Annotated in this window: 12 protein-coding genes; 8 read left to right on the forward strand and 4 right to left on the reverse strand. The window is 36.5% G+C overall.

Annotated elements, in window-relative coordinates; genetic code table 11:
- Positions 1-574: 574 nt before the first annotated feature.
- Together CHRYMOREF3P_RS13335 and CHRYMOREF3P_RS13340 are read right to left on the reverse strand one after the other, a co-directional pair.
- Positions 575-1,621: a PA0069 family radical SAM protein gene (locus CHRYMOREF3P_RS13335; RefSeq protein WP_180564821.1), complete on the reverse strand. Its 1,047-nt coding sequence runs from the start codon at positions 1,619-1,621 to the stop codon at positions 575-577.
- A 121-nt stretch (positions 1,622-1,742) separates the two neighbouring features.
- Entirely contained in the window at positions 1,743-1,937 is a 195-nt protein-coding gene (locus CHRYMOREF3P_RS13340) for a hypothetical protein (protein WP_047379954.1), read from the reverse strand.
- Positions 1,938-2,112: 175 nt separating this feature from the next.
- Between CHRYMOREF3P_RS13340 and CHRYMOREF3P_RS13345 the strand changes: the two genes are divergently transcribed.
- The gene (locus CHRYMOREF3P_RS13345) at positions 2,113-2,463 is read left to right on the forward strand and encodes a hypothetical protein (RefSeq protein ID WP_047379955.1); all 351 of its coding nucleotides are present in this window, start codon (positions 2,113-2,115) and stop codon (positions 2,461-2,463) included.
- Positions 2,464-2,575: 112 nt separating this feature from the next.
- Here the strand turns inward: CHRYMOREF3P_RS13345 and CHRYMOREF3P_RS13350 are convergent, their stop codons facing one another.
- Together CHRYMOREF3P_RS13350 and CHRYMOREF3P_RS13355 are read right to left on the reverse strand one after the other, a co-directional pair.
- Positions 2,576-5,227, reverse strand: a complete 2,652-nt coding sequence (locus CHRYMOREF3P_RS13350) for a hypothetical protein (RefSeq protein ID WP_180564822.1) — start codon at positions 5,225-5,227, stop codon at positions 2,576-2,578.
- Positions 5,228-5,258: 31 nt separating this feature from the next.
- Complete coding sequence (locus CHRYMOREF3P_RS13355) at positions 5,259-6,056, reverse strand: DUF2797 domain-containing protein (RefSeq protein WP_077413137.1); 798 nt, start codon at positions 6,054-6,056, stop codon at positions 5,259-5,261.
- Positions 6,057-6,145: 89 nt separating this feature from the next.
- Between CHRYMOREF3P_RS13355 and CHRYMOREF3P_RS13360 the strand changes: the two genes are divergently transcribed.
- The 7 genes from CHRYMOREF3P_RS13360 to CHRYMOREF3P_RS13390 all read left to right on the forward strand — a co-directional run bounded on the left by CHRYMOREF3P_RS13360 (position 6,146) and on the right by CHRYMOREF3P_RS13390 (position 18,636).
- Positions 6,146-7,174 carry a GDP-mannose 4,6-dehydratase gene (locus CHRYMOREF3P_RS13360; protein WP_077413138.1) on the forward strand — a complete coding sequence of 343 codons (1,029 nt, stop codon included), beginning with the start codon at positions 6,146-6,148 and terminating at the stop codon, positions 7,172-7,174.
- A 136-nt stretch (positions 7,175-7,310) separates the two neighbouring features.
- The gene (locus tag CHRYMOREF3P_RS13365; protein ID WP_002662059.1) at positions 7,311-7,532 is read left to right on the forward strand and encodes a DUF2795 domain-containing protein; all 222 of its coding nucleotides are present in this window, start codon (positions 7,311-7,313) and stop codon (positions 7,530-7,532) included.
- A 123-nt stretch (positions 7,533-7,655) separates the two neighbouring features.
- A complete protein-coding gene (gene secA / locus CHRYMOREF3P_RS13370; protein WP_180564823.1) occupies positions 7,656-10,730 on the forward strand; it encodes a preprotein translocase subunit SecA in 3,075 nt (1,024 codons plus the stop codon).
- 151 nt (positions 10,731-10,881) lie between these two features.
- Positions 10,882-13,089 (forward strand): TonB-dependent siderophore receptor, encoded by a 2,208-nt coding sequence (locus CHRYMOREF3P_RS13375; RefSeq protein ID WP_180564824.1) that lies wholly within the window; start codon positions 10,882-10,884, stop codon positions 13,087-13,089.
- 33 nt (positions 13,090-13,122) lie between these two features.
- A complete protein-coding gene (locus CHRYMOREF3P_RS13380; protein WP_180564825.1) occupies positions 13,123-15,282 on the forward strand; it encodes a TonB-dependent siderophore receptor in 2,160 nt (719 codons plus the stop codon).
- 40 nt (positions 15,283-15,322) lie between these two features.
- Positions 15,323-16,522 carry a PepSY-associated TM helix domain-containing protein gene (locus tag CHRYMOREF3P_RS13385; protein WP_180564826.1) on the forward strand — a complete coding sequence of 400 codons (1,200 nt, stop codon included), beginning with the start codon at positions 15,323-15,325 and terminating at the stop codon, positions 16,520-16,522.
- Entirely contained in the window at positions 16,522-18,636 is a 2,115-nt protein-coding gene (locus tag CHRYMOREF3P_RS13390) for a TonB-dependent receptor (RefSeq protein ID WP_180564827.1), read from the forward strand. The genes CHRYMOREF3P_RS13385 and CHRYMOREF3P_RS13390 overlap by 1 nt, the downstream gene beginning before the upstream one ends.
- Positions 18,637-18,641 lie beyond the last annotated feature (5 nt).

An 18,641-nucleotide genomic window follows, 5' to 3' on the forward strand; every position in this document is an offset into this window, starting at 1 on the left:
TTGGAGGGTGGGAGAATTTGAGCGTTTGAGGGTTGGAGGGTTTGAGCGTGAAAGGGGAATCATGGGTAATGAGTAATGAAAGATACATTCTATTATATATAAGATAAAGGGAAGGTTGGGGGAAAGGTGCAGGGGGAAGCTTTTATAAAACAGGCTCCCTTCGTCTACGCTCAGGATAATAGCGCGTTCTTATGGAATGAGTATTGGGGTAACCACAGATCACAAAGATTTGCACAGATGATGATGTATATTTAGTATAGGGTATTTCGGGGGAAATTCATAATTCATAATTCATAATTCATCATTAACCTCACCCCTAGCCCTGATAGGAATGGGTACCCCGCAGCATGCGTTGGAGAGCAGGTGGATTTGAGAATTGCACAGCCCGGGCGTGAGGAGTATGAATGGATAGCAGGAAATAGCTCCTGAAAAAGATTCGCATTATATACTATATATATGATAAGCCCAGGAAACATGAGCAGTGGAAAGTTTATTAAGAACAACAATGTTGAAAATAGCTCCTTTTTATACTATATACAATATATAATAGGTGGGATCAACCCGGATCTCGTAATCAATCGAACAATCTCAATTGTTGATCACGGGTCCCAGTAAAATTGGCCGTTGAGAGTTTTGGAAATTCTTTGCCTTCAAAAAACTTCTTTCTGCCGATCTTAAAGGTTGTATGAATCATTTCAGCGATGTTACCTTCTCCCCTTTGTCTTTCAAAATATCTTTTATCTCCAAGCTTACCACCCCGCATAGAGCGGATAAGATTTAAGACTTTTTGTGCTCTGTCCGGAAAATGGGTTTCTATCCAATTAACAAAAACAGGTTCAACAGTATCATTTAATCTCACCAGGGTATATCCGAATCCTGAAGCACCTGCATCGGAAATCGCTTTTAATATATTCAACGGCTCATCGCTATTGAGTCCGGGAATGATGGGAGCAACCATCACATGTACGGGAATATTGTTTCCGGAGAGAATTTCTACAGCTTTTAATTTATTTTTTGCAGAACTCGTCCTGGGCTCCATCTTTCGTCTCAGTTCTTCGTTGATAGTAGGAATACTTAAAGAAACTGAAACCAGGTTCTGCTCCGCCATGGGTTTTAAAATATCAAGATCTCTTAGTACCATTGCATTTTTTGTCAGAATATTGACAGGATGTCTGTAATCAAGACAAACTTGCAGGAGTTTTCGGGTGATTTCAAATTGTCTTTCGGCGGGCTGATAGCAGTCTGTATTTCCGGATAGCAGAATTGGGGCTGCTTTATAGCCTCTTTTTTGAAAAAATTTCTCCAGTAATTCGGGAGCGTTTTTCTTTACCATGATCTTTCTTTCAAAATCAATCCCGGCACTGTATCCCCAATACTCGTGGGTAGGTCTTGCAAAACAGTAAGAGCAGCCATGTTCGCATCCCTGATAAGGATTCATGGAATATTCCATCGGAAGGTCTTCGCTTTTCACCTGATTAACAATTGTTTTGGGAAAAACTTCAGTGAAGGAGGTTTTTACTGTTTCGAAATCTTCATCTTCAGGCTCATAGGTATATCTGTCGAAATGATTAATAACGTTTCGCTGAGCGCCCTGACCTTTTATGAAATTTTCGTTTTGCATTCCTTTGTAAAATTAGAATGGAATTTGTATAAAATAATGAGTTTTAACATTAAAGTTTTCCACAAAAAAATCCAACACTTTCAAAAGCGTTGGATTTAACATAATTAAATATATTTTTTTACTACTTCAGTGCGTAAAATTCCACTCCATGAGTTTCATCTTCCTGATTCTTTTCATCAAAGTGTCTGTGATAATCCGAATAGGAATCACTATATTTTTTATCTTTTTTAGTCAATATTTTCTTGATGCTGATTAAACTTAATACTGCCAAAAGACCAACTCCTCCTGCCAGTAGAACTCCAACTTCTTTTTTCATATTTTCATTGATTTAATATTGTTAGCATTGCAAAAAGTATACCTATTTTATTTTTTTAAATTATAAATTTTGTTAACATTAAACTTTATTTTTAGGAAAATTACAATCCACTATTTTTCTTATATTTAAAGATTGCAATGGTTTAATTATTGTACTTAACAAGAAAAATATTATTATGGAAAATTCAGGGAATTTTGATGCAATGACAACCTTAAGTGAAGTCATGAAAACGCTTTCTGAAAGAGGAATACACAGAGAATTCAGAATGAACGAAAAATGTGAAATGAAGTTTGAAAATTCTGATAAAGTTTATCAGCCTGCAGAACTGGTGATTTTAAAAACATATCGTTTTGAAGGAGACAGCAATCCTGATGACAACGCGGTGCTTTATGTCGTAAAAGATGGTGCCGGAAACCGTGGAATGATTATAGACTCTTACGGGGCGGACAGCAATTATCCCGGTGAAGAGTTTGATAAGTTTTTAAGAGATATTCCCATTCTGGAAAGTGACGAATTCAACTTTTAACTGAATCTATACTTATATTAATTTTTTAAACCATTAAGGTTGTTTTAAATTAAAAAAGACATCTTCTTATATGATCATCAATTAATGGGGTCAATCTTAATGGTTTAAAGAATTATTCTTCAGATTTTTCCTTTTTCTTGAAAATATTATTCAGAAAACCTTTCTTTTCTTTTTTTTCTGCTTCCGGTTTGGGAGTTTCTTTTTTATTTTTGATCTCCTGTTTTATTTCTTTTACAGACTGTTTCATTTCTTTCACAGAAGAAACCGCTTCTTTTACCTTTTTTTCTGTTTTTTCTACATTTTTACCAATAAGGGTTTTCTTTAATCCTTGTTCAATTCCTTTCCAGAACAGATTAAAGAAAGATTTTGTCGGATCACGCTCTACATTTTCTACGGTAACAGCCTCAGGGAAATTACCCGAATTTGATTTTAGAAAAACGTTGGCAACGGCTGTAAGGAAGCCTTTTTCCTCATGATTATTCTTATTGAGTACGGCAATTTTCAGATCTTTATGTTTAAGATTAAAGGTTCCGTGTAATCCGGCAGGGTTTCCTTTAAAATTAAAGAGCATTTCCTGAATTGTTCCCGCAGTAGCTGTCACATGAAGGTAGGGCCTGATAAACGGATTAATACCACTGACTGGAAGATTGGTGGTTTTTCCGGAAATTGCAAAATTATCGTTATTATCAGCAACATCAAAGTTCCAGTTTACGGAAAGTGGTGAGAGGTTCATGAATGAACAGTTGATTTTGATGTCTACTTTTGTGGATTTTCCTTTTATTTTAGCAGAATTCAGGTTTCTGACATTCATATTAAAGTTACTGAAGATCAGTTTTCCGGGTCCCATACTTTCCGGAGTATCCTCTTCATATACTAATACTGAGTTTTTAATATCAAGATTATTGATCGTCATCGGAATTTTAATAGAACGCAGCATTTTGGAATACAAAGCTTTTACCTTTGGATCGTCTTTCGGAATTTTGCTTCTGAAAATATTGGCATCTGCCGACTGGATCATGACATGGGAAGCATTTATCATTTTATGATGAGAAAACAGGTCCCAGTTTCCTTCTGCTGTTATTTCCCCGGCTTTTATATCATATAGATCTCTCTCCACAGGAATCATTTTGATAAACTGCGCCCTCGAAACAAGAGGTTTCATTGCAAAATTATTGATCTGAACTTTATTTTTGTTAAGCTTCAGCAATCCTAAACTCATATTATAGAATTGTGTTTTGTAAGCAAAGTTCCGGGTGGTGAGATAATAATCTTTCACCTTAAAAGATAGTCCCTGCTGATTGGCTTTGGGTGATAACTCAATATTATTTATTGTGGCATTCAAATCATGAAAACTCAATGGCTCTTTTCCGTTATCATAGGTAATATTTGAATTTTTCAAAGACATTTTCCTTACAATAACAGATTGTATAATACCTGGCTCAGAAGTTTTATTTTGCTTCTTCTCCCCTGCTTTGAGCGTTCCGTTTACATTATCAACAAGAACATCTTTGATATCCAGATTGAGTTTTTTATCAACAAATTCCAGCTTATTGATATTAAAAGCAATATGATTTGTTTTTAAATTAATTGTTGTTTTTCCAGCTGGGGAAGAACCTGGCGTCAATACAACGTCCAGAATTTCACCATTTGTAGGCTTCAGGGCAAGACTTCTTATTGCAATATTCTGATGATTAGAATATAGTATATCCCTTCCCGAAAGCAGAAAATCTTTATATCCGATAGGAATGACCTGTTCTGAACTTTCCTTATCAAACTTAAGCTCATTAATATTTAAGTTAAGATTTCCGACAGACAAAAGTGTATTGCCATCAGGTTTGTTGACCTGAACTATGGCATTATTTAGTTTTATATTTTTTAAATCAACCTCAAAATTTGATTTTTTTTCATTCTTTTTAGCTTTTATTCCTGTTTTATATACTGTAAAAGCTGGATTTTGAAAATCCGCGTTGGTAAGTGCTACCTTATTTTTAGTTAAAACCACATCTTTGAATTCCATTTTGGGAATGATGCATTCAAATAATTGAGTCTTTTGGGGATAAAACTTTTTAAACTGAGCAAAAGAAAGAAGCGGAGTCAGTCTGAAATTTCCAACTGACATCTGCCCATTACTTGTATTGATACTACTGATAGTAATAGCATACGTTTCATTAGGCCGGAAAAAGAATTTCTCTCCTTTAATGCTGTATCGATCGAAAATTACAGGAAGTTTATTTTCAACAGATTCTTCTGTCATCTGTAAGTTTTCTACAAAAAGATCCAGTTGCTGTACAGACAAAAACTTCTGTTTGGTATGTTTGAAAATAGCAATTTTCCCGTTGCTGATCCTGATATTTTCAAACAAAAACGGGTTTCTCTTTTTTCCTGTTTTACGATCAACAGGTTTTGCGAGAATGACATTCAAATTAGGTTTTGCAAGCAACAGATCCGAGGAGCTTATTCTTTTATTAAAAATAGCATCGTAAATCCCAAAACGGCTTATTTTCAGGGTATCAATAGTTCCCTGCAGTCCAATAACGTCTATGTTTTGAGGATCTTTACTGTTGACAGAAATTCCTGAGGCGAAGATATTTCCTGTTCCTAAATCTACATCCAGGGTTTTGTAGGAAACTTTGTAGTCAGTATTCTTTTTTATATACTCTGGAACCTGGGTTTTAAGCCATATATTCAGTCCGAAATTCGCAGCCAGAAGAATTCCTGCCAGGATTCCGAAACTTATCAATAGTCTTTTAACCCATTTTCCCATATTTTGCGATTTGGTTTTTATTTTACATCAATCAATTTCTTATTTCAAGATCTATCACATATCCCTCATGTCCTCTTACATTGATAAAGTTTCCTCCTTCAAATCCCAGGTACTGTCCTTTGATGCCGGAAAGCCTTCCTGTAAATTCAGGTTTTTTATCTAATGTAAATGAAGTAACCTTTTCCGGTTTTTCAAAAGGATAATCAAACATCCATAATTCTTCTCCTTCTCTATAGAATTTCTGAAAATCTTCAGGAAAATATTCTCTGATCTTTTGTCTGAAGTCCGCAAGGTCTACTTCCCCTTCAAAATCATCCTGCAGCATTTTTCTCCAATTGGTTTTATCTGCCAGGTGTTCTTTTAAAGCCACTTCTATCATTCCTGCTTCATACCGGTTTTCGGTTCTTGCTATAGGCAATGCAAAAGTTGCTCCCTGATCAATCCATCGTGTTGGAATCTGAGTATTTCTCGTTACTCCTACTTTTACATCTCCGGTATAAGCCAGATAGACGGTGTGCGGCTGAAGCTGAATTTGTTTTTCAACCTCCAGATCTCGTTCAGCAACTCCTAAATGTGCCGTAGAAAGCTCCGGACGGATAATGGTATCACTTGCATAAGGACTTTCAAAAAAGCAGTTTTTGCAGAATCCCATCCTGTAAATAGGCTTGTTTTCCCCACAATTTACACATTGGAATCCGGTATGCCTGATGCTTAACTCCCTTCCAATCAACTCATTCATATGAACCAGATCTCCTGAAAGATTGAGATAGTATTGGATTGGCTTTGCATCGTAGCTTGTCATCTTTAAAATTTGCCCTTGAAACTGCATATTATATTTATATTACTTTTTTAAGTAAATTTAATGATTATATTTTTCAAAAAGTAAAATTTATATTTTTGTACTAATAAAAAATACAAATGGTTTATCTTGTAACAGGCGGTAGTGGGTTCATCGGATCTCATTTAATTGAACGATTATTAAGAAATGGACATTCTGTCATAAACATTGACAATTTTGATAATTTCTATAACTATCAGGTAAAAATTAAAAATACTTTAGAGTCAATTGGTAAAATTTCGGATTTTGAATACTCAGACAAAGAGACTGATGTCCGTCATTTAGTATCACTTGCTCATTCTGACCAATATTCCCTCTATTGGCAGGATATCCGGGACCAGAAAGGTCTTGAAAACATTTTTAAAAACCACCATATCGACATGGTGATTCATTTGGCTGCACTTGCTGGTGTACGTCCTTCCATTGAGCGTCCTTTAGAATATGAGGAAGTCAATGTAAGAGGTACTATGAACCTTTGGGAACTGTGTAAGGATTTTAATATCAAAAAATTTATTTGCGCCTCCTCATCAAGTGTTTATGGAAACAATGAAAAGATTCCTTTTGCAGAAACAGATAATGTAGATAATCCTATTTCTCCTTATGCAGCTACTAAAAAAAGTGGTGAAGTCATAGGACATGTTTACCACAATCTATACCATATAGATATGATCCAGCTTAGGTTCTTCACAGTATATGGGCCAAGACAGAGACCAGATCTCGCAATACACAAGTTTGTAAAGCTTATTTCAGAGGATCAGGAAATTCCATTCTATGGTGATGGAAGTACCGCCAGAGACTATACTTATATAGATGATATTATTGACGGAATTACCAAGTCTATCCTTTACCTGGAAAATAATTCCGGGGTTTATGAGATTCTTAATCTCGGAGAAAACCAGGTGATCACTTTATCCGAGATGGTTTCTACTATAGAAAATGTATTAGGAAAAGCTGCCATCAAAAAAATTCTGCCAATGCAGCCGGGAGATGTCACAAAAACAAATGCCGATATTACAAAAGCAAAGGATTTAATAGGGTACAAACCTGCCACAGACTTCCAAAATGGCATAAAAAAATTTGTGGAATGGTTTTTGAGAAAACGACAATAAGTAAATTGCTGACATAGCTGCCATTCAGTTTGTGACAGCCGTTTATAAGAAAAAATTATAAAAAGAATTGAAAATCAAGTATAAAAAAGTTTATTATACAACCTATTTTTATACTTTTGCAAAAAATTAGAAAATTATGTACTGGACATTAGAATTAGCTTCATATTTAAGTGACGCACCTTGGCCAATGACAAAAGCAGAGCTTATTGACTACGCAATCAGAACTGGTGCACCTATGGAGGTAGTAGAAAACCTTCAGGCAATCGAAGACGAAGGAGAGATTTATGAATCTATCGAAGAAGTATGGAGCGACTATCCTACTGACGAAGATTTCCTTTGGAACGAGGACGAATATTAATAAAGCGATAAGCTTTAGGCTGCGTGCTTAGAGCTTTTTTGCCCTTTTTATATATTAATCTACACGATAAGTGTTATTTAAAACGCTTAAAGCATTTTGCATTAAGCATAAAGCAAAAAATTTATGAGTTTTTTAAACAAAGTTCTTAAAGGGTTTTTGGGAGACAAAAAAGCGCAGGACCTAAAAGAAGTAAAAAAAGTTGTAACAAAAATCAAGGCTGTAGAACCTAACATTCAACAATTGTCGGATGATGGTTTGAGACAAAAGACCGCTGAGTTTAAAGAGAATATAAAATCTGCAACCAGCAAGATCACAGCTCAAATAGAACAGATAAAAGAGCAGATAAAAAATTCAACAAATGTTGACGAAAAAGAAGCTCTTTTTTCAAAAATTGAGTCTCTAAAGAAGGAATCATACGAAATTGAAGAGAAAGTTCTTATTCAGGTTCTTCCCGAAGCTTTTGCATTGATCAAAGAAACGGCAAGAAGATGGGCACAGAATGGAGAAATTCGTGTAACGGCAAGTGACTGGGACAGAGAACTGGCTGATGCAGGAAAAGATTTCGTGAGCATTCAGGGAGACACAGCTGTTTGGAAAAACTCATGGGATGCTGCCGGAACTCCAGTAGTTTGGGATATGGTCCACTATGATGTTCAGTTTATCGGAGGGGTTATTCTTCACAGTGGTAAAATTGCCGAGATGGCAACCGGTGAAGGTAAAACTTTGGTAGGAACATTACCTATTTACTTAAATTCACTTCCGGAAAGAGGAGTACACGTTGTAACCGTGAACGACTATCTTGCAAAAAGAGACTCCGCATGGATGGGTCCTCTTTATCAATTCCATGGAATGTCTATCGACTGTATCGATAACCACCAGCCGAACTCAGACGGAAGAAGAAAAGCATACAACTCAGATATTACTTACGGAACGAACAATGAATTTGGTTTCGATTATCTGAGAGATAACATGGTAACTTCACCTTCAGAATTGGTACAAAGAGAATTGAACTTTGCTATCGTGGATGAAGTTGACTCTGTATTGGTAGATGATGCAAGAACGCCATTGATCATTTCCGGTCCGGTTCCTCAGGGAGACAGACAGGAGTTTGATGTTCTTAAACCTTCTATTGACAGAATTGTTGAAGTACAAAAGAAAACCGTTTCTGCTATTTTCAACGAAGCAAAAAAATTAATCGCTGCAGGAAATACAAAAGAAGGTGGATTCAAATTGCTTCAGGCCTACAGAGGTCTTCCAAAAAACAGACAATTAATCAAATTCTTATCGGAAAGCGGAAACAGAGCTTTGCTTCAAAAAGTTGAATCGCAATATATGCAGGACAACAACCGTGACATGCCGATTGTAGATAAAGATCTTTACTTCGTTATCGAGGAGAAAAACAATCAGGTAGACCTTACTGATAAAGGGGTTGAGTATATGTCTCAAGGAAACTCTGACAATAACTTCTTCGTTCTTCCTGATATTGGAACTGAAATTGCTGAATTAGAAGCTAAAAACCTTTCTAAAGAAGAGGAGTTTGAAGCGAAAGAAAGACTATTTGCGGACTTTGCTGAAAAGTCTGAGCGTGTTCACACAATGAGCCAGCTATTGAAAGCATATACATTATTCGAAAAAGATGACGAGTATGTGGTGATTGATGGTGAAGTAAAAATTGTTGATGAGCAGACAGGGCGTATCATGGAAGGTCGTCGTTATTCAGACGGTCTTCACCAGGCAATTGAAGCGAAAGAGAATGTAAAAATTGAGGCAGCTACTCAAACTTTTGCAACAATCACGCTTCAGAATTATTTCCGTATGTACAATAAACTTGCGGGGATGACTGGTACAGCTGAAACTGAGGCTGGTGAACTTTGGGAAATCTACAAACTAGATGTAGTGGTTATCCCAACAAACCGTCCAATTCTAAGAAATGACAAACAGGATTTAGTTTTCAAAACTAACAGAGAAAAATATAATGCTGTAATTGAAGAAGTAGAAAAATTAACAGAGGCAAAAAGACCTGTACTTGTAGGGACAACTTCTGTTGAAATTTCACAATTGCTTTCAAAAGCACTTCAGTTAAGAAAAATTCCTCACCAGGTACTGAACGCGAAGCTTCACAAGAAAGAAGCTGAGATCGTGGCAGGAGCAGGACAGCCGGGAGTTGTAACTATTGCAACGAACATGGCAGGTCGTGGTACGGATATTAAGCTATCTAAGGAAGTAAAAGAAGCTGGAGGTTTAGCTATTATCGGTACTGAAAGACACGACTCAAGACGTGTTGACAGACAGCTTAGAGGTAGAGCGGGACGTCAGGGAGATCCTGGAAGTTCTCAGTTCTATGTATCTCTTGAAGATAACCTGATGCGTTTGTTCGGTTCTGAGAGAATCGCTAAAATGATGGACAGAATGGGTCATAAAGAAGGTGAAGTAATTCAGCATTCTATGATCAGTAAGTCTATTGAAAGAGCGCAGAAGAAAGTAGAAGAAAACAACTTCGGAACAAGAAAGAGACTTCTTGAGTATGATGACGTAATGAACAAACAACGTGACGTAATCTACAAGAGAAGAAAGAATGCTTTATTCGGAGACCACCTGAAGTATGACATTACGAATATGATTTTCGATGTTTCCAATTCTATCGTTGCGAAAGGAAAAGCTTCAGGAAGTTATAAAGATTTTGAATACGAAATCATTAAAACATTTACAATGGAATCTCCGGTTTCCCAAGATGATTTTAATAATAAAAATGTTCAGGATCTGACAAATATCTTATTCAACGCAGCTCAGGAAGATTACAGAATGAAACTGAATCTATTGAAAGAAAAATCATTCCCAATCATTGAGAATGTATACCAAAATCAAGGTTCAATGTTCAAAATGATTCAGGTCCCTTTCACAGACGGACACAAAACAATGACTATTGTAGCTGATCTTAAAGAAGCTTACGATACACAGTGTGAAAGTTTAGTGAACGATTTCGAAAAGAACATCACTTTATCAATCATTGATGAAAACTGGAAACTTCACCTTCGTGAGATGGATGATTTAAGAAGATCTTCACAAGGAGCTGTTTACGAGCAGAAAGATCCATTGGTAATCTATAAGCAGGAATCTTTCCACTTATTCAGCGAAATGATCGACAAACTAAACAAAGAAATTATTTCTTTCTTATACAAAGGAGAAATTCCAGCTTAAGAAAAATTTAATAATATCATCTAAAAACCGCTATGGCATTGGTCATAGCGGTTTTTTGTTATTCAGTATATAATATTTTTATGATAAATATCAATCTTATTATTTATTTAGAACAGTTAAAAATAATATATTTGCAAAAAATTTGACTTTCATGAAAAATGTACTGATCTGTGCTTCCGCTCTGGGAACAATGCTGGTTTCTGCCCAAAAAAAAGATTCATTAGCCACTAAAAGCATTGATGAAGTAATTATCAATACATACGTCAAGAAAGACAGTGAATACTCCAATAAGATGCCTTTGAAGGCAATAGAGGATCCACAGGTATATTCTTCTATTGACAAAGGAGTATTGGAAAATCAATTGTTATTCACCGTAGATGATGCTTTCAGAAATGTGGCAGGTGCACAGAAAATGTGGAGTGCAACAAACAGAGCCGGAGATGGAGGTATTTATCTTAATTTAAGAGGTTTTGTGGCCGGAAACTCTATCAGAAATGGTATGGTAGCTCCTATTACAACTTCTATGGACGCTATCAATGTGGAGAGAATTGAAGTGTTAAAAGGACCTTCTGCCACATTATTTGGTAGTAACGTGACATCTTATGGAGGTGTTATCAACAGAGTTACCAAAAAACCATTTGAAACTTTTGCAGGCGCCGTTTCTCTGGCAGGAGGAAGCTATAACTATTACAGAGTACAGGCAGATGTAAATGCTCCCCTTACAAAAGATAAAAAATTATTATTCAGATTAAATACAGCTTATACAAACCAGGGAACCTTCCAGAGAACCAATGCAAAGAATTCTTTCTATGCATTTACCCCATCCATTACTTACCGTCCTACGGATAATTTAGAGATCAATGCGGAACTGGAAATGTTTGAAACCAATTCATATCCTGAAACAGCTTTCTTCTTTTATGTTCCGAGTGCGCAGCTTGGTGCAGACAGCATGGATAAACTGGAAAAACTTGGTTATGACTATAAGCAATCTTACACAGGAGAAGGGCTTAAAACTGTTGGTAAAGCAAGAAACTTCTTTGGACAGGTTAACTATAAAATTAATGAGCACATTAAATCCTCTACCAATGTAAGCACTTCATATTCTTACTCAGATGGATTTAACCCATACTTCTATTTTGCTCCGAAAGGAATGGTAACAGGAGTTCCTACAGATACAGAATTGGGAATTGTAAGAGCTGACCAGTCAACTAAAGACAGCAAAAGAACTTATTTCCAGGTTCAGCAGAACTTTAATTTTGATTTCAACATCGGAAGCGTGAGAAACAGAACTGTAGCAGGTTTCGATTATATGAGATTGAATGACAATCAATACTTTATGTTTACCAATTTTGACTGGGTTCCTTTCACAGGTACAGACTATTCTAATATGAATGGACAGACATTGGGGGCAATGTATGATAATCTGAGAAATCAGCCTGATTTTGAGAAAAACAACGCCTATATAAGCAGCGGTAAGAAAGATACCTATAGTGGATATATTTCCAATGTAATTACTCCCGTAACCGGTCTTAATATTCTTACTTCAGTACGATACGAAAGTGTAAATTTTAAAGGAGGACAAACCGGACAGAAACTTACTGATTCATACAGCCAGGGAGCATGGTCACCAAAATTTGGTATCGTTTATCAAATACTCCCTGAGAAATTATCCGTATTCGGAAACTATCAGAACAGTTTTTCAGTAAATGGATATTATACTTCAGATAAGACAGGAAATGTAGCACTTTCAACTCCTGAAAGAGCCAATCAATTTGAAGGAGGTTTCAAAACAAATCTTATCAAAGGAAGAGTTACTACAACTTTAAGCTACTATAATATTCAGGTAAAAAATACGCTCCTAAATACTGGTGAAATGACGGGAACAGGACAGGCTGTACAAAACCAGGCTGGATTATTGAGAAGCCAGGGAGTAGAATTGGAAGCAAATGCTTATCTGATCAAAGGGTTCTCCGTAATCGCCGGAGTAAGCTACAACGATATGAAATATACAGAAGCTGATGAAACGGTTATCGGAAGAAGACCCGCTACAGCATCATCTCCATGGTTGGTTAATTTCAATGCAAGTTATCAGTTCTTAGACGGAAATTTAAAAGGTCTTGGATTCGGGGTAGGAGGAAACTATGCGAGTGATAACAAGATTGTGAACTCTACAACCATGGGTACATTCATCCTTCCAAAATATCTGGTACTGAATGCCAACGCGTTTTATGATACTAAAAAATTCAGAATTGGTGTAAAGGTAGACAACTTTACCAACGAACATTACTGGAGCGGGTATACAACTGCCAATGCTCAGGTACTAGCTAACATATTAGGAAGCTTCACTTATAAATTTTAAACTGTTAGAGTAAAATTACTCTCCTTATAAACAATGAAAAGAATAACAATAGGAGCTGCATTATTAACAACTATGTTAAGCTTTGCACAGGAAAAAAAAGACACCATCAAATCCAACGATATTGAAGAAGTAGTTGTAAGCGGAAGATATTATCAGAAGTACAAACTGAATGAGGTTTCAGGTTCATTAAGAATCCAGACGCCTATTCTTGAGCTTCCTCAAAATGTACAGTCTGTAAGTTCTCAGGTTCTTGCTGATCAACTTACATTGAACATGTCTGAAGGAATTGTCCGTAACGTAAGTGGGGCAAGAAAAGTGGAGCACTGGGATAATGTATACTCCAATGTTTTCATGAGAGGTGCCAGTATTTCCACTTTTATGAACGGAATGAATGTTTCTTCTACCTGGGGCCCAATCAATCCTGATGCCTCTATCATAGACAGAATAGAGTTTGTAAAAGGTCCAGCCGGATTTATGGGTTCTATGGGAGATCCTGCCGGGTTTTATAATGTTGTAACTAAAAAGCCTACCGGAAAGTTTGCCAACAGTGTACGTTTCACTACGGGAAGTTATAACCTTTTCAGAGGAGAAGCTGATCTGGATGGAGTACTTGTAAAAGACGGTGTTTTAGATTACCGTATCAATCTGATGGGAAGCTCCAACAATTCATGGGTAGAAAATGATAAAACAAGCAAAATCATTGTTGCTCCATCGATTACTTTCAGACCTACGAAGACCACTACATTTACAGCACAATACAACTATCAGTATTTAAAATTCAATCAGCCGGGAGCTTACCTGATGTCTAATGACGGATATGCTTCATTGAATGTACATACCAATTTTAATGATCCGAACTTCAAAAAAACTGAAGTAAAAGATCAGAGTTTATTCTTAAGCTTAGACCAGAAACTGTTCAAAGACTGGGTTTGGAGTACACAGTATGCTTATATGGACCTGAATTATGATGGAGGTTCATGGTGGGGAACTTTTGATCCAGCCAATAAAAATGTTTTAAACAGAACATTAAGCAACTGGCAGGCAAAAGGAAAAAATCATATTTTCCAGACGTATGTAAGAGGAAAGCTTAATACAGGAAATATTGTTCATAAAATAATTGCAGGGTTTGATTATGGAGACAGAAAATACATTGCTGACTTTTCATCTTTTACAGGAGGACCTTTTCCAATTGACATTTATAATGTGAATTATGGAGTGGATCCTTCGGAACTTCCTTCTTCTGATTTTTATAGATTAAACAAATCTGCTCCTTTTTATAATGATCAGGGAGTAAAATATACTTCTTATTACGCTCAGGATCAGATTGAAATGTTTAACAATAAGTTAAGATTAACATTAGCAGGAAGATATACAAGTGGAAAAACCTATTCTGCATATCCTAATCTAAGCCCTGGCACTCCTATAGTACCAGATAAAGCAGGTGAATTTACACCAAGAGTAGGAATAAGTTATTCTATTAATGAAAACTTCTCAGCTTACGGTATCTATGACAAAACTTTTGTTCCACAATCCGGAACTGGAATCAATCAAACATTGATTACAGATCCTTTCAGAGGACAGAATATTGAATTCGGATTAAAGAAAGACTGGTTCGGAGGAAAATGGAATTCTACTTTTGCGGTTTATGAGATCAGAAGACAGAATATTCTTGTATCAGGAAATGCAAATGAAAACAATGGCGTTGCATTTCAGGTTGCTACAGGCGAGCAAAGAGCAAGAGGTTTTGAAACAGATATCAAAGGAGAGATCATCAAAGGTTTGAATATTATTATCAATTATGCTTATACAGATGCAAAAACTATCAAAGACACAGATCCTACAAGAATAGGAATCCAGTCTCCTGGAAATGCAAAAAATGTACAAAATACTTGGGTAAACTACAGGTTTGAAAATGGTCTTATGAAAGGCTTTGGTATTTCAGCAGGGTATCAGTATCAGGGAGGAAGACAATCCTGGTATGGAGTAAGTGCTGCGAAAGATCAGAGCCTTCCGGATTATTTTGATACCAACTTTGGAGTTTCTTATGTTGCCAAGAAATTCGATGTCAATTTAATGTTAAATAATGTCCTTAATAAAAAGCTTTACAGCGGATACAGAGGAGATGCAGGTGAATATGCATGGATCTACAATGCTCCACGTAACTGGAGATTATCAATAGGATATAAATTTTAAAAAATCAAAGGTTAGCCCCTCACGGGGTTAACTTTTTGCTATGAGAAAAAAGCATCATCATAAAAAGAAAGCTCCTTCAAAAAAATGGTCTGCCAAACTGCATTTGTGGTTTGGTTTATCCGTTGGCATCATTGTATTTATTGTCTCTCTTTCAGGGACTTTATATGTTTTTAAGGATGAAATACAGAATACCCTGCGCAAAGACGAGATTTATCTGAAAAAAGACAAGATTGGATCAAAACCTTTACCAATTAACCTTCTTCGTGAAAAAGTATCGCTGGAGCTTAATGAAAAGTATCCGATAAGCGCTGTAGAAATTCCTTTGGACAAAACAAAATCCTATCAGTTTGAATACTATGACAAAAGCAAAAAAGGATGGAACTATTTTCAGCAGGTGCGCATCAATAAGCTGGCTTATGTCAATCAGTATACCGGAGAAATTCTTGCGGTGTACAATGAAAAATATGATGTATTCAATATTCTGAAATATATCCACTGGGGGCTTCTGCTCAATTCAGAATGGGGGCCATACACCGTAGGAATCCCAACTGTTCTTTTTATTATCATGCTGATTACAGGAATTATTTTATGGTGGCCTAAAAATAAAAATGCCAGAAAAGGACGTTTTTGGTTCAATTGGGAAAATGTAAAAAACTGGAAGCGTAAAAACTATGATCTTCATAATATCCTTGGTTTTTATGCATCATTTATTGCCCTGCTTTTAAGTGTTACAGGGCTTTATTTTGCTTATCCTTATGTAAAAAACACTTTTACTTTTGCATTATCCGGCTCATGGGAACTTCCAAAAGAAAAAGAAAGAAAATCACCGGACTCCCTTACGGTTAAGAATGAAGCTGTTTTTGATCTGGCTGCGGCACAGACAGAAAAACTGTATGCAAAATCATCCAGCTTCAGAATTACTCTGAACGGAAAGAATAAAAAAGGAAAAGAACTGAAAAACCTTCCGGTAACCGTTTACGGACTGGATGGAAGATATAGTGAAAGAAATATCCTGACATTTGACAAATACTCCGGAAAACTACTGGCCAACAAACCTCATCACAAGCTCATTACTGCCGAGAAATATTCCAACGCCAATTATGATATCCATACCGGATCCTATTTCGGAATCATTGGAAAAATCATGTGGTTTATTGCCGGCCTCACATGTACATCACTCCCTGTAACCGGATTCCTGGTTTGGTGGGGAAAAAGAAAGAAAAAAGGAAAGAAAATATAATGAAAAAAGCGCTTTTATCAGCTGCCTGCTTAGGAACTACTACCGTTTTTGCTCAGGTAAAAGATACTCTACAAACTAAAAATGTAGACGAGGTTGTAATGACCGCCTCCAGAAAAAAGGAAAATATAAAGGAGGTTCCAAGCTCTATTACAGTTGTAGGAGAAAAACAGATTCAGTCTCAGCTGACTGTTAATTCTGATATTACGAGCATCCTGCAGTATACAGTTCCCAGTTTAGGAACAAATTCCGGGCAGACTTCCAACACAGGGCAGACGTTAAGAGGGCGTCAGGTTTTGGTTTTGATTGATGGGATTCCACAGTCTACCCCACTTCGTAACGGAGCAAGAGATTTAAGGACTATAGACCCTTCTGCAATCGAAAGAATTGAAGTAATCAAAGGAGCTTCGTCCATCTATGGTAACGGAGCAGATGGAGGGATCATCAATTATATTACGAAAAGAAACAAAACAGATAAAAAAATTTCTGGGGTTTCACAGATCGGTCTTACAGGACAGCCTTACGGTGGCACTTTAGGAGTAAGAGCCAGCCAGCTTTTATCCGGAAAAATCAACAAATTTGACTATACCCTTTCATTAGCCTACGAAAGAACGGGATATACAAAAGATGGAGATGGCATTTTGATCAGCCCTACTTACAGCATTGCCAAGATGGACAACTACAATGGATTGCTGAAAATAGGATATGATATCAATGAGAATCAAAGAATTGAAGCTTCTTATATTGGCTATTCTTCAAAATCAGACCTGAATGTAGGATTGAAAACAGGAAAATACGGCATCACGCCTACCATTGGTGAAGGAATAGGAAAAGGGTTGGAAACCACACCTCAGGGAACTCCGAAAAACCACAACATCAGAGTGAGCTATGATAATAAGAACCTGTTTGCAGGAACTTCTTTAAATATTAATCTTTATTATCAGGATTTTAAAACCGTTTACGGATATAGTGACACATTCTTCAATGGTGGGCAATCCAATGTCATTTCCCATAAAAAAGGGGCAAGAATCAACCTGGATACCCAACTATGGAATTCTCCGAATTCACAGGGAGAAATCATCTACGGAGCTGATATTCTGAATGATGAAACCGTACAAAAACTGGAAGACGGACGTTTCTGGACCCCTAATATGAGCATGACCAATATCGCTCCTTTCGTATTGGCAAAAATTGATCTTTTCAAAAAATTTACCATCAAAGGAGGTCTTCGTTACGAAAACATCAAAGTGAATGTAGATGATTTCAACACGCTTTCTACCCTTAAAAGTGACGGAACTTTCACCAAAAGCATTCCTGTAGCCGGCGGAAAACTGAGCTATAATGCGTTGGTGGGAAATATCGGAGTACGTTATAATATTGAACCTTATATCAACCTTTTTGGAAGTTTTTCTCAAGCCTACTCCATCAATGAGTTAGGCAGAATTTTGAGAACCTCAACTTCTGAAACGATTAATAGCCTGGAAACGAAACCAATTATTGTTAACAATTATGAATTGGGGGCGACAGGACAGCTTTACAGCTGGCTGAATTATGAACTGACGTCTTATGTGAGTACATCCAAACTAGGAGCATCATTTGTACAGAGCCCGGACAGAGCGCTGATGATTCAGAGATCTCCCGAAATTGTATATGGAGTGGAAGGATTTTTACACTTTACCCCTACAAAATGGATTCAGTTTGGAGGAAGCTACAGCTGGATGGAAGGCATTACTTCTGTAAAAGATGATGGTGATTATTCCGCAAAAATCAATAACAGCAGAATTTCTGCTCCTAAAGTTCTGGCTTATGTACAGGCAAGACCTGTTCCGGCATTATCAGTTGGTTTAGATATGCTTCATTCTTTCCAGCAAAACAGATTCGAGCCTAATGCAAAAACAGGATTATATGCCTATGGAGAAGGATATGTTCCTGAGTATACCGTTTTCAATTTCAAATCAAGCTATGAGGTTAACAACAACTGGAGGGTATCATTAGGAATTGAAAACCTTTTCAATAAAGTATATCAGCCTGCCATTTCATGGTGGACAGCAAGAGACAGTGACTTTACGAATGCTCTTGGATTGAGAGGAACATTTATGATTGAATACAAATTTTAATTAAA

The organism is Chryseobacterium sp. JV274 (genome assembly GCF_903969135.1).
Classification (GTDB): Bacteria; Bacteroidota; Bacteroidia; order Flavobacteriales; family Weeksellaceae; genus Chryseobacterium.